At 72.1% G+C, this 13321-nt stretch carries 10 protein-coding genes; 4 read left to right on the top strand and 6 right to left on the bottom strand.

Annotation, left to right across the window (positions count from 1 at the left end; translation table 11 throughout):
* The first annotated feature begins 120 nt into the window (after positions 1 to 120).
* Positions 121 to 3510: a discoidin domain-containing protein gene (locus AB0J88_RS31700; protein ID WP_364348413.1), complete on the top strand. Its 3390-nt coding sequence runs from the start codon at positions 121 to 123 to the stop codon at positions 3508 to 3510.
* A gap of 114 nt (positions 3511 to 3624) precedes the next feature.
* On the top strand, positions 3625 to 4665 hold the full coding sequence (locus AB0J88_RS31695; RefSeq protein WP_364348410.1) for a LacI family DNA-binding transcriptional regulator: 1041 nt from the start codon (positions 3625 to 3627) through the stop codon (positions 4663 to 4665).
* Position 4666: 1 nt separating this feature from the next.
* On the opposite strand, the gene AB0J88_RS31690 is transcribed toward AB0J88_RS31695, so the two are convergent.
* The 6 genes from AB0J88_RS31690 to AB0J88_RS31665 are packed head-to-tail and all read right to left on the bottom strand — an operon-like array spanning position 4667 to position 9703.
* Positions 4667 to 5476, bottom strand: coding sequence for an alpha/beta fold hydrolase (locus tag AB0J88_RS31690; protein WP_364348407.1), 810 nt, complete (start codon positions 5474 to 5476; stop codon positions 4667 to 4669).
* A complete protein-coding gene (locus AB0J88_RS31685; RefSeq protein ID WP_364348404.1) occupies positions 5473 to 6888 on the bottom strand; it encodes an NAD(P)-binding domain-containing protein in 1416 nt (471 codons plus the stop codon). The genes AB0J88_RS31690 and AB0J88_RS31685 overlap by 4 nt, the downstream gene beginning before the upstream one ends.
* Positions 6889 to 6920: 32 nt before the next feature.
* Positions 6921 to 7589: an endonuclease/exonuclease/phosphatase family protein gene (locus tag AB0J88_RS31680; RefSeq protein ID WP_364348401.1), complete on the bottom strand. Its 669-nt coding sequence runs from the start codon at positions 7587 to 7589 to the stop codon at positions 6921 to 6923.
* On the bottom strand, positions 7586 to 8533 hold the full coding sequence (locus AB0J88_RS31675; RefSeq protein WP_364348398.1) for an ROK family glucokinase: 948 nt from the start codon (positions 8531 to 8533) through the stop codon (positions 7586 to 7588). Before AB0J88_RS31675 ends, AB0J88_RS31680 begins: the two co-directional genes overlap by 4 nt.
* 47 nt (positions 8534 to 8580) lie before the next feature.
* The gene (locus tag AB0J88_RS31670; RefSeq protein ID WP_364348395.1) at positions 8581 to 9219 is read right to left on the bottom strand and encodes a hypothetical protein; all 639 of its coding nucleotides are present in this window, start codon (positions 9217 to 9219) and stop codon (positions 8581 to 8583) included.
* Between the two features lie 28 nt (positions 9220 to 9247).
* The gene (locus tag AB0J88_RS31665; protein WP_364348392.1) at positions 9248 to 9703 is read right to left on the bottom strand and encodes an SRPBCC family protein; all 456 of its coding nucleotides are present in this window, start codon (positions 9701 to 9703) and stop codon (positions 9248 to 9250) included.
* Positions 9704 to 9824: 121 nt separating this feature from the next.
* On the opposite strand from AB0J88_RS31665, the gene AB0J88_RS31660 reads away from it, so the two are divergent.
* The gene (locus tag AB0J88_RS31660) at positions 9825 to 11618 is read left to right on the top strand and encodes an AMP-dependent synthetase/ligase (protein WP_364348389.1); all 1794 of its coding nucleotides are present in this window, start codon (positions 9825 to 9827) and stop codon (positions 11616 to 11618) included.
* Positions 11615 to 13318, top strand: coding sequence for a GAF domain-containing sensor histidine kinase (locus AB0J88_RS31655; RefSeq protein ID WP_364348386.1), 1704 nt, complete (start codon positions 11615 to 11617; stop codon positions 13316 to 13318). The genes AB0J88_RS31660 and AB0J88_RS31655 overlap by 4 nt, the downstream gene beginning before the upstream one ends.
* The last annotated feature ends 3 nt before the right edge of the window (positions 13319 to 13321 follow it).

The following is a 13321-nucleotide window of genomic DNA, read 5'->3' as shown; positions in this document are numbered from 1 at the left end:
CCGGCCGAGCTCCTGTCAACCCCACATGCCTTGACATCGATGAATGCCGAGCGCAACACTGCCAACACTGGAGAGCGCTCTCCAAGGAGCTCCGTCCCCTCTCCGGAAAGGCAGTTCCCGGTGAAACCTCGCGTGCTCACGGCCGCGCTCGCGGCCCTTCTCACCATCACCGCCGTGGTGGTGGCCGCACCCGCGGCCAGCGCCGCCGACGCCGTCATCTCCCAGGGCAAGCCCGCGACCGCGTCCTCCGCGCAAGGCGCGGACCTGCCCGCCTCCGCCGCCGTCGACGGCAACCCCACCACGCGTTGGGGCTCGGCCTGGTCGGACCCGCAGTGGATCCAGGTCGACCTCGGCGCCACCGCGTCCATCACCCAGGTCACGCTCAACTGGGAGGGCGCCTCCGCCCGCGCGTTCCAGATCCAGACGTCGGCGAACGGCACGACCTGGACCGACATCTACTCGACCACGACCGGCCCGGGCGGCGTGCAGACCCTCGCGGTCACCGGCTCGGGCCGCTACGTCCGGATGTACGGCACGGTCCGCAACAGCGGCTACGGCTACTCGTTGTGGGAGTTCCAGGTGCACGGCACGATCGGCGGCGGCACCGGGAACCCCAGCACCTGTGGCACCACGAACGCCGCGCAGGGGCGCCCCGCCACCGCTTCCTCCGCCGAAGGCGCCGGCGTCGACGCGGCCATGGCCGTCGACGGCAACCCCGGCACGCGCTGGTCGAGCGCCTTCGCCGATCCACAGTGGATCCAGGTCGACCTGGGCTCCAGCCAAGCCGTCTGCCGGGTCGTCCTGCAGTGGGAAGGCGCCTACGGGCGCGCGTTCCAGATCCAGACCTCGACCAACGGCACCAGCTGGACCGAGGTGTACGCGACCACGACGGGCAGCGGCGGCACGCAGACGCTGAACGTCACCGGCTCCGGCCGCTACGTCCGGATGTACGGCACCGTCCGCGGATCCGGCTACGGCTACTCCCTGTGGGAGCTCCAGGTCTTCACGAGCGGCGGCAGCACGAACCCCGACCCTGACCCCGGCACCTGGCAGACCGTCTGGAGCGACGACTTCACCGGCGCCGCGAACTCCGCTCCGAACGCCGCCAACTGGCTGGTCCGCACCGGCACGCAGTACCCCGGCGGCGCGGCCAACTGGGGCACCGGCTCGGTCGAGACCGCCAGCGTCGCCAACGCCACCCTGGACGGTGCCGGGCGGTTGTCGATCCGGGCCACCCGCGACGGCGCCGGCACCTGGACCTCGGGTCGCGTCGAGACCCAGCGCGCCGACTTCGCTCCGCAGGCCGGCCAGCTCACCCGGTTCAGCGCGGTGCTGAAGCAGCCGGACGTCGCCAACGGCCTCGGCTACTGGCCGGCGTTCCGGGCCACCGGCGCCGCGTTCCGCGGCAACTTCACCAACTGGCCGGGCATCGGCGAGACCGACATCATGAGCGGCGTCAACGGGCGCAACCAGCTGTCGCAGACGCTGCACTGCGGCACCGCGCCGGACGGGCCGTGCGGCGAGTACAACGGCCGGACCAGCGGGCTCGCGTCCTGCACCGGCTGCCAGACCGGCTACCACGAGTACAGCCAGGTTATCGACCGCACGAAGACCGACGAGGAGATCCGGTTCTACCTCGACGGGCGGCAGACCTGGGTGGTCCGCGAGAGCCAGGTCGGCGTCGCCGCCTGGCAGGCGGCCGTGCACCACGGCTTCTACCTGCGTTTCGACCTGGCCATCGGTGGCCTCTACCCGAGCGGCATCGCCGGCTTCACCGTCCCGACGACGGACACCACGTCGGGTGGCGTGCTCAGCGTCGACTCGGTCTCGGTCGCCCGCTCGGTCGGCACGACGCCGGCCGCGATGACCGACCCGGCGGTGCCGGCCGGTCCCAGCGTCGTGCGGGTCACCGGCACGCAGGGCAACTGGCAGCTCCAGGTCAATGGGGCGCCGTGGGAGGTCCGCGGGCTGACCTACGGCCCGCCGCAGGGCGCCGCCGACGGTTATCTGCGAGACCTCAAGAACATGGGCGTCAACACCATCCGCACCTGGGGCGTCGACGACGCGCAGACCCCGGTGCTGCTGGACACCGCCGCCCGGCACGGGATCAAGGTGATCGTCGGGCACTGGCTCAACCAGGGCGCGGACTACGTCAACGACACGGCGTACAAGAACAGCGTCAAGGCGGAGATCGTGGCCCGGGTCAACGCGCTCAAGGGCCGCCAGGGCGTGCTCATGTGGGACGTCGGCAACGAGGTCATCCTGACCATGCAGGACCACGGGCTCGCGGCCGACGTGGTCGAGGCGCGGCGGGTGGCGTACGCCCAGTTCGTCAACGAGGTGGCGGTGGCGATCCATGCCGCCGATCCGAACCACCCCGTCACCTCGACCGACGCGTACACCCACGCGTGGACGTACTACAAGCCGTACTCGCCGGCGCTCGACCTGTTGGCGGTCAACTCGTACGGCGCGATCGGCGGGGTCAAGAACGACTGGATCGCGGGCGGCTACACCAAGCCGTACATCGTCACCGAGGCCGGGCCCGACGGCGAGTGGGAGGTCCCGAACGACGTCAACGGCGTGCCGGACGAGCCGTCGGACCTCGAGAAGCGGGCCGGCTACCAGGCGAGCTGGGCGGCGATCAAGTCGCACCCGGGCGTCGCGCTCGGTGCCACCGAGTTCCACTACGGCCTCGAGAACGACTTCGGCGGCGTCTGGCTCAACGTGACCACGGGCGGCTGGCGCCGGCTGGGTTACCACGCGCTGCGACAGGCGTACACGGGCCAGGCCGCTCCCAACACGCCACCGGAGATCACCAGCATGACCGTCGGCTCGCAGACCGCGGTGCCGGCGGGCGGCACGTTCCCGGTGTCCGTCGCCGCCACCGACCCGCAGGGCGACCTGGTCCGCTACAACCTGATGTTCAGCGACAAGCACATCACGGGCGCCACCGGCTTCTCGAACGTCACGTTCACGGAGACCGCAAACGGCACGTTCTCCGTGCGGGCGCCCGAGCAGCTCGGCGTGTGGAAGGTCTACGTCTACGCGTTCGACGGCCAGGGCAACGTGGGCATCGAGCAGCGCTCGTTCAAGGTCGTGCCGCCGACCATGGCCGGCACCAACCTCGCCCGGGGTCGGCCGGTGACCGCGTCGACCTACCAGCCGACCGGGACCAACGGCCCACAGCTCCCGGCGTACGCCGTCGACGGCGACTATGCCACCCGCTGGGCCAGCGAGTGGGTGCCGACCGCGTGGGTGCAGGTGGACCTCGGCTCGGTGCAGTCCTTCAACCACGTGCAGCTCGCGTGGGAGGCCGCCTACGCGACCGCGTACCAGGTGCAGACCTCGAACGACGGCAACACCTGGACCACCGTGTACGCGACGACGTCGGGCAACGGGGGCTTCGACAGCCTCGCGATCAACGGCACGGGCCGCTACGTCCGGATGAACGGACAGACCCGGGCCACCGCGTACGGCTATTCGCTGTGGGAGTTCGGCGTGTATCGGTGAGCTCGCCCGGGCGGCGGGCGCTCCGGCGTCCGCCGCCCTGCTAGCGTTGGCGCCACCAGGCGGCGGAGAGCGCTCTCCGCTCGCCGGTTCGACACGAGAGGGCCGACGCGCGACGTGACCACTGACAACGCACGCCTGCCGACCCTGGAGGACGTGGCCCGGCTCGCGGGGGTTTCCCGGGCCACCGTGTCCCGGGTCATCAACGGCATCCGCAACGTCAACCCCGAGCTGCACGAGGTCGTGTGGAACGCGGTGCACGCGACCGGATACGTGGCCAACCGCGCGGCCCGCTCACTGGTCACCCGGCGCACCGGCACGATCGCACTGGTCGTCTCCGACTCGGAGAGCCACGACGACGACCCGTTCATGAGCCGGTTCTTCAGCGACCCGTTCTTCGGCCGGGTCGTCGGCGGCCTGATGAGCGCGCTGCGCCCGGCCGGCGTCCAGCTCGCGCTCCAGCTCGTGGGCGCCGACCAGGCCCGTGGCCAGCTCGTCGGGGACCTGCGCCAAGGCCAGGCCGACGGCTCGGTGGTGCTCTCGCTGCACCCCGGCGACACCCTCCCCCAACTCCTCGCGGACGCCGGGCTCGCCGGCGTGGTGATCGGTCGACCGGCCCGTCCCGTGCCGATCAGCCACGTCGACGTGGCCAACGACCGCGGTGCCGCCCTCGCCGCCGACCACCTGGTGGCGCGGGGCCGGCGCCGGATCGGCATGATCACCGGGCCGGTCGACGTGCCAGCGAGCGTCGACCGCAGCAGCGGCTTCCGGGCGGCGATGGCCCGGCACGGCCGATCCTTCGTGCCGTCGGTCACCGGCAACTTCACCTACGAGAGCGGCGACCGCGGCATGCGCGAGCTGCTGTCGGAATATCCGGACCTCGACGCCGTCTTCGTCGCCAACGACCTGATGGCCCAGGGCGGGCTGGGTGCGCTGCACGAGCTCGGCCGCCGGGTGCCCGACGAGATCGCGGTCGTCGGCTTCGACGACAGCAGCGCCGCCCTGGCCGCCCGCCCGCAGCTCACCACGGTCCGCCAGCCCTTGGAGGACATGGCGGCCGAGGCGGCCCGGCTGCTGATGGCCATCATCGACGACCCGCGACGCGAGACCACCGCGATCGTCTTCGAGCCGACGCTGGTGGTGCGGGCGTCCTCTTAGCCTAGTGCTCGCCCTTCTCCAGCCAGTCCAGGATCGCGTCGAGGGGCTCCTGCCAGCGGGCGTCGAGCATCAGGTCGTGGCCCATGCCCGGGAACAGCAGCGGTGCGCCGCCGTAGCGGCGGGCCACCTTGTCGAGCGCGGACCGGGGCACCACCCGGTCGTCGGGGGTGCCGACCACCAGCACCGGCGGGGCGCCGACCGGCTCCTCGGGCGCGCGCGACCGCAACAGCTCCCACTGGGCACGGGACGACGCGTGGCCGATCCGCCGTGCGTACTCCCGGGCGGCGGGCTCCGGCAGGTCGCGGCTGAACAGCTGCCGCCGGGCGAGCCGCAGCCTCCCGCCGAACGCGGCCGGCAGGGTGCCGAACAGGTTGTGCCGCAAGGCGAGCCCGAGCGTCGCCCAGCCGCCGAACACCGGTGCGGCCAGCACGCCGGCGCGGGCCGGATAGCGGGCCAGCGCGTGCGCCACCACGAGCGCACCGGCGCCGTGGCCGACCAGCACCGCCTGGCGCGGGAGGCCGGCGGCGGCCTGCACGACGTCGTGCGCGTACGCGCGCAGCTCCGCCTTCGGCGCCGGCTCGCTGTTGCCGTGGCCGCGCGGGCTGACCGCGTGGGCGGCGAAGCCGCGCCCGGCGGCGTGCTCCAGCCAGTGCTCCGCGTACGCCCAGGCGCCGTGCCCGAAACCCGGCACGAACAGCACCGGCGGCTTGCTGTCGTCGGGCAGCTCGGGGGTCGCGGTGAGCACCTCGCGGCGGGCGGGCGGCACCGGGTGCGCCCAGTCGCGGGAACGCATGATCCGCACGGAGGTCATCGCGTGCTCCTTGCCGTCGCGGTGGCCGGGGAGAGCTCGTCCAGGGCGACCTGGACGGCCCGCAGGTAGTCGACGTGGTTGACCTCGAACCAGTGCCGCGTCGAGTCCTTGACCCCCGCCCGGTTCCAGCGCTTGCCCACGTCGGCCGAGGCGCGCGACCAGAAGGCGGCCGCCCGTTCCAGGTCGCGGTCGCGCAGCCGCAGCCACCGCGCGATCAGCACGGTCTGCCAGTGCACCAGCGGGAACAGCCCGGAATCGGGCTGCAGCAGGCCGGCGACGGCGAGTGTCGGGTACGTGCGCGGGAACGCGTGCAGGTAGAGCGTGGGCCGGCCGTGCTCGTCGGCGCCGAGGATCTCCGGCGCCAGGAACTCGAACCGGGGCAGGTAGCCGGTGGCGAAGACGACCACGTCGGGCTCGATCTGCCGCCCGTCGGTCAGCTCGACCGCGTTCCGGTGGAACCGCCGCACGTCGGGCACGGGCGAGATCGTGCCGTGGCCCAGGTGGTAGATCAGCTGGCTGTTGGAGATGGGGTGGGTCTCGAAGACCTTGTGGTCGGGCTTGGGCAGCCCGAACCGGCTCTGGTCGCCGACGGTCAGCCGCAGCGTGCGGGCGGCCAGCCACTGCCGCATCCCGAGCGGCAGCCGGGCGGCCTGCATCTGGTCGTTGACCTGGTCGGCGGGGCGGCCGAGGAGATACTTCGGCAGGTACCAGTAGCCGCGCCGGGTGGAGTGCCAGGTCTGGCTCGCCGACGTGGCCGCCTCGACCGCGATGTCGCAGCCGGTGTTGCCGCCGCCGACCACCAGCACCCGGCGGCCGCGCAGCTCCTTGGGGTCCTTGTAGGACGACGCGTGCATGGTCTGGCCGCGGAACTCGTCGATTCCCTCGTAGGCCGGTTGCTTCGGCGCCCAGTTGTGCCCGTTGGCCAGCACGACGGCCAGGTAGCGGTGGGTCCGCTCGGAGCCGACCCCGCCGGCGCTGCGGGTGGTCACGTCCCAGCTCGTGTCGTCGGCCGGCTCGACCTTGACCACCTCGGTGCCGAACCAGACGTGCGGGTTGAGGTCGAAGTGCTCGGCGTAGTGCTCCAGATAGGACAGCAGCTGGCTGTGGTGCGGGTAGTCCGGCCAGGTGTCCGGCATCGGGAAGTCCGGGAACTGGGTGAACGGCTTCGACGAGATCAGGTGCGTGTTGGCGTAGACCGGGCTGCGGTCGTGCCGCCAGTTCCAGGCGCCACCGACGCTGGTCTCCCGCTCGTAGCAGTCGACGCCGAACCCGTGCTCGCGCAGGTTCTTGACCGCGGCGAGGCCGCTGGCGCCGGCACCGACGACGCAGACCGTGTCGCGCCGGTCGTAGACCGGGCGGCCGTCGCGCCAGAGGGTGGTGGAAGGGTCGAAGCTGTCGTTGGCGGTGGACACCGCCCGATCCTTCCGACTGCCGCCGTCCGTGTCTAGTCGGGTATCACCAGATCTACGGCGATCGGTAGATGGTCACTGGCCCGGCGCGCCTGCTCGGAATCGACGACCCGGAAGTTGGCCACCTCGATGCGCTTGTCGACGAAGACGCCGTCGATCGCGCGGCGCGGGCCGGACGCCGGATGGGTCGGTGCCGTGCCCGCGATGTGCAGGCCGTCGGCGACGGCGGCCCAGGTCGGGTCGCCGGGCTCGGCGTTGAGGTCGCCGGCCGCCACGACGGGCAGGTCTCCGCCGCGCATCTCGGCCCGCCAGGCCGCCGCCTGCAGCGGGCGCACCGCGGGGTCGGTGGACAGGTGCGAGCCGGTCACCACGAACCGGGCGCCCGGCACCGCGCAGGTGGCGAACACCGCCCCGCGCAGATGGTGGCCCGGCACCAGCGGGAAGCGGACGTCACGGGTCTCCAGCACGCGTACCCGCAGCGTGGTCAACACCAGGTTGCCGAGCGACCAGAGGCCGCCACCGCCGACCACCATCCGCAGCCGGTCCGCGAGGGCCGCGTTCTTCTGCCGCCACCGGAACCGCCGGGCGCCCTCCTGCACGACCAGCACGTCGGGCGCGAGGTCCGCGACGACGGCAGCGAGCGCGCCGAGGTCGTCCTTGAAACTGTGGATGTTGTACGAGACGACCCTGACGCGGGCTGTCATCGGCGCCGGGCCAGGTCGGCCGCGCCCACGAGGCCCGCACCGTTGCCGAGCTTGGCGACGCGCAGGTCAGCCACCGGCCAGCGGCCGCGCTGGGCCAGGGACTCCTGGTAGGACTCGCGGGCCGGACCCATCAGCAGCTCGCCGGCGTCGACCACGCCGCCGCCGACCACCAGCACCTGCGGGTCGAGCACCTGGACCATGTCGGCCAGGCCCATGCCGAGCCAGGTGCCGATCTGCGCGAACGCCTCGCGGGACACCTCGTCGCCGTCGCGGGCGGCGGCGGTCACCATCGGGCCGTTGACCCGGTCGGGGTCGCCGCCGGCCAGGCCGAGCAGCCGCTCCGCGCGGTGCGGCTCCTGCCGGGCGCCGGCGCGGGCGAAGCGGACCAGTGCGTTGCCACTGGCGTACTGCTCGATGCAGCCGAGCCGGCCGCAGCCGCACTTGTGCCCGCCGGGCACCAGGCCCATGTGGCCCAGCTCGGCCGCGATGCCGTTGGTGCCGCGGACCAGCTCTCCGCCGAGCACGATGGCGCCGCCGACCCCGGTGCCGATGGTGAACATCACCATCGAGTCCTCGGCGTCGTGCGCGGCGCCGTAGCGGAACTCCGCCCAGGCGGCGGCGTTGCCGTCGTTCTCGACGATGACCGGCAGGCCGACCTTGTCACTGACGTAGTCGCGCAGCGGCTCGTCGCGCCAGGCGATGTTGGGTGCGAACAGCACGGTCGAGCGCGTGGCGTCGATCCAGCCGGCCGCGCCGATGCCGACGGCGGTGGCCGGGTAGGCCGCGGCGAGCTCGGCGGCGACCTCGACGATCGTGTCTCGGGTGCGGGCGACGTCGTCCGCGGGAGTGTCCCGCCGGACGGTCGTGACGACCGTCCCGTTCTCGTCGACCACCCCACCGGCGACCTTGGTGCCACCCACGTCGACTCCGATGGTCAGCGTCACCGCTGCCGCTCCCCTCTGCTGTGCTGTCGTCGGTCGACGGCCGCCACTCAGGCGTCGTCGTCCGACCGTGGCGCCGGTGGCGCCGTTCGCTTGACGGCCTTGCGGGCCATCGGTTTCGCTGGCTTGCGCTGCGGCTCGACCTCGTCGTCGGCCGCGCGCCCAGCAGCGGTGGCCGCCGCCCAGACGTCACCGGCCGCGGGGCCCGGTCCAACATCATCGCGGGTACGGGTGGCCGCGCGCCAGATCTCGTCGTCGGAGAACCGGGGGGCGGGCGGTGGCGGCGGCTGCGGGTCCCGCACGGCGGAGGAGCTGTTGACCGCCCGGAGCAGGCTGGCCACCCCGGCCGCGAAGTCACCGGCTCCCGTCGCGAGCCGCTCGGCGAACTCGGGGCTCGGGTCGCGCAGGGCCACGATCACTCGGCAGATCGGGCAGACACAGCATTCCGCATCGCCAGTGGCGATCTTTGGCTCAGTGCCGGTCGCGATCTTCGGCCCCGACCGCGTACCCCCGGACGGGTGATGGTCGCCGCCGAAGGCGCTGCCGAGCACGTCGGTCAGCGAGCCGAGCGCGCTAATGCCCGCCGCGAGGCCAGGGCCGTCACCGGCGCGGCGCGCCATGGCGAGCGCTGCGGCGACGAGGCGCTCGGCCTCGCCGCGGGCGGACGTGGGGTCGGGTTGCGGTGCCATCGTCGTTCCTCAGGTAGTGCGGGCTCGGTCAGGCGCGCGGGTAGAGGGACTCCACCCGGCCCTTGAGCTGCTTCAGCGCGGCATCCATGATCATCTTCTCGGCTTTCTTGCGGAACATGCCAAGCATGCCCACCGCCAGGTCGACTTCGAGCGTGTACGTGACCTCGCTCCCACGCTCGCCGACCGGTTCGATGTCGTAGGAGCCGTTCTGCGTCTTCTGCATCTTCGACGGCTCGACCAGATGCCATTCGATGCGCGAGATGTCCTCGGCGTACTCGTATTGGAGGGTGTATTCGTCCACCAGCACGCCGGCATCGATCACGAACCGCACCTGGCTCGCATAGCCGTCTTCGTATTCCTCGACCACCTCGACCGACTTCATCGCCGTGGTCCACTCCGGGTAGCGCACGAAGTCGCAAATCACCGCCGCGACCTGGTCAGGGGTGGCGTCGATGCCGATCGACTGGGTGGAGGAGTCCGCCATGTGGGGCAGGCTACCTCTTTCCACCGTGTCCGCCGGCTGTCGGCTCGCTGGTCCCCCGGATCGGACTGTTTGTCGATACGGGTAGGTTGCATTTAGCTGATCGCGTTCTGTAGGAGGCCAGGTGCGCGAATTCTCCGTTCCCCCCGTCGTGACGATCGGGGACGCGGCGAACCTGACCGATCCGGTCTGGGACAACGCCGCGGCGGCACCCGACGCGGTGCAGTTCCGCCGGCGCCGCGACGGCCGGTGGCTCGACGTCACCTGCGGCCAGTTCCGGGACGAGGTCGTCGCACTGGCCCGCGGGCTGGTCGCGGCCGGCATCCAGCCTGGCCAGCGGGTGGGGCTGATGAGTCGCACGCGCTACGAGTGGACGCTCGTCGACTACGCGATCTGGTCGGTCGGCGCGGTCACCGTCCCGGTCTACGAGACGTCGAGCGCCGAGCAGGTCCGCTGGATGCTGGAGGACTCCGGCGCGGTCGCGATCTTCGTCGAGACCTCCGCACACGCCGCGACGGTCTCCGAGATCCGCGCCGACCTGCCCGACCTCACCGAGGTGTGGCGGATCGAGTCCGACGACCTCGACCTGCTCCGCGAGCGCGGCGCGACGGTCGACGCCGCGGTCATCGACGAGCAGCGGCGCACGTCGACCGCCGACGACATCGCCACGATCATCTACACCAGCGGTACGACCGGCCGGCCCAAGGGCTGCGTGCTGACCCACCGCAACCTGCTCTCCGACATCGCCAACGCGGTGCCGGTGCTGCCGGACCTGTTCCACCAGGGCGGCTCGACGCTGCTCTTCCTGCCGCTGGCGCACTCGTTCGCCCGGCTGATCCAGATCGGCATGGTGCAGGCCCGGGCCACGATGGGGCACCTGCCGGACACCAAGACGCTGGTCGAGGACCTCCAGGACTTCCAGCCCTCGTTCCTGCTCTCCGTGCCGCGGGTGTTCGAGAAGGTGCACACCGGCGCCAAACAGCGCGCGGCCGCCTCCGGCAAGGGCGCCGTCTTCGACAAGGCCGAGCAGGTCGCGATCGCGTACTCGACCGCGATGGAGGGCTCCGGCCCCGGGCTGGCCCTGCGGATGCAGCACGCCCTCTACGACAAGCTGGTCTACGGCAAGCTCCGGGCCGCGATGGGCGGCCGGTGCACCCGGGCGATCTCCGGCGGCGCTCCGCTCGGTGCCCGCCTGGCGCACTTCTTCCGCGGCATCGGCGTCACCGTGTACGAGGGCTACGGCCTCACCGAGACCTCCCCGGCGATCGCCGCCAACCTGGAGAGTGCCACCCGCATCGGCACCGTCGGCCGCCCGCTGCCCGGTGTGACCGTCCGGGTCGCCGACGACGGCGAGATCATGGTGAAGGGCCCGATCGTCTTCAAGGAATACTGGCGCAACCCGACCGCGACCGCCGAGGTGCTGGACGAGGACGGCTGGTTCGCGACCGGAGACCTCGGCGAGCTCGACGACGACGGTTTCCTCAGCATCACGGGTCGGAAGAAGGAGATCATCGTCACCGCCGCCGGCAAGAACGTCGCGCCGGCCGTGCTCGAGGACCGGATCCGGGCGCACTACCTGGTCAGCCAGGCGATGGTGGTCGGCGACCGGCAGCCGTTCATCGCCGCGCTGGTCACCGTCGACCCGGAGTCGCTGCCCCGCTGGCTGGAGTCGATGGGCCTGCCCGCCGACACCGCCGTGGCGGACCTGCGCTCCGACGAGAAGCTGCGGGCCGAGATCCAGAGCGCGATCGACGAGGCCAACAAGGCGGTCTCCCGCGCCGAGGCGATCAAGGAGTTCCGCATCCTGGCGGAGGACTTCACCGAAGCGACCGGTGAGCTGACGCCGTCGCTCAAGGTCAAGCGGGGCGTCGTGATGAAGACGCACCAGGCCGTGATTGACGAGATCTATCGCCGATGACCGCCGAGGCGCCCGCACCGACGCCGATCCGCGCCCACCCGCTCGCCGTGGCCGCGCGGATCGTCATGCTCGCGCTCGTCGCTGTCCTCGTGCTGCTCACGACGCAACAGCTGGAACAGCTGTGGTGGGTGGCGCTGCTGATCGTCGCCGGGCTGCCGGCCGTGATCGCGCCCCGGCACCCGGTGCTCGCCCCGCTCGGACGTTTCGCCGAGGTGATCGTGGTGGGCATCGGTGCCAGCCAGGTCGCCGAGCACACGGCGAGCAACGCGCTCGGGCAGGGCATCGGGGCGGCGGCCCTGCTCCCCTACCTGTCGGTGCCGCTGACCGTGACCGCGCTGCGCCGGCGCTCCGGGGAGAGTGCCGCCCTGCTCGGCACGGCCACCCTGGCGCTGGTCGTCGGTGGCGCGATCAGCTCGACCGGCGACGAACCGCTGATCGCCAAGCCCGGCTACCTGGTGGTCGCGGCGCAGTGGCTGATCCTGGCGTCGCTCGGCACGCTGGCCGCGTCGACCCTCCAGCGGATCATGCAGCAGCGGGAGAAGGCCGGACGACCCCAGCCGTACGCGGAGGCGACCCGGCTCCTGACCCAGCTCCGCAGCGTCGCGCGGCAGCTGCCCGGCGCCACGCTCGACCCGGGTGGCATCTCCGAGCACCTGGTCGAGGAGCTGCGCGGGGTGGCCCGGGCCGACCGGGCCGCGGTGCTCTCCGCGAGCGGCGGCGGCCGGTTGGTGGTGCTCGCCCAGGCGGGCGTCGACCGCGTCGACTGGGAGACCAGCCTCGACGCGGACTCCGCGATCGCCGAGGCGTGGGCCAGCCAGCAGCCGTACACGGCCAACCGGTCGCAGGCCCGTTCCCACCGCCGGGGTGACGTCTCCGCGCTGGTGGTGCCGCTGGTGGCCGGCCTCCGTACCGTCGGATTGGTGATCATCGAGGCCGACGTCCCGGGTGCCTATCCGCCGGTCGTGGTGCAGCAGGTGACCGCCCTGACCGGTCCCGCCGCGCTGCGGCTGGAGGCGGCGCTGCTGTTCGACGAGGTCCGCTCGCTGGCCACCAACGAGGAACGGCAGCGGCTCGCGCGCGAGATCCACGACGGGGTCGCGCAGGAGCTGGTCATGGTCGGCTACGGGATCGACAACGCGCTCGCCACCCTGCCCGACGACGCCAAGGAGACCGCCGAGGAGCTGCGGACGCTGCGCGGCGAGGTGACACGCGTGATCACCGAGTTGCGGCTGTCGCTGTTCGAGCTGCGCTCCGAGGTCGACCGGCAAGGTGGTCTGGCCGCGGCGATCTCCGAGTACGCGCGCACCGTCGGCGCCTCCGGTGGGCTGCGCGTGCACGTGACGCTCGACGAGTCGACCGCCCGGCTGCCCGCGGCCACGGAGGCCGAGCTCCTCCGGATCGCACAGGAAGCGATCACGAACGCCCGAAAACACGCCGGAGCCACTAACCTGTGGGTCTCGTGTTCCATCGATCCGCCGTACGCACAGATCGAAGTGTCGGATGACGGTCAGGGGATCGCTGACCAGCGTCCAGACGGGCGCTACGGTCTTGCGATCATGGCGGAGAGAGCGGAACGTATCCGAGGCCGGTTGGAGATCAGTCCGCGAAGCCCGTCCGGCACGACCGTGGCGGTGGTAGTCGGCACGCCACCGCGGCGCGGTAGCGTGCGCGATAGCGTCACCGCATCAGAAGGGGAGTAACCC

Source organism: Asanoa sp. NPDC049475, assembly GCF_040676915.1.
In the GTDB taxonomy this organism is placed as follows: domain Bacteria; phylum Actinomycetota; class Actinomycetes; order Mycobacteriales; family Micromonosporaceae; genus Asanoa.
Note: the sequence above shows the minus strand (reverse complement) of the source record. Positions and strands in the feature narration are given on the sequence as shown.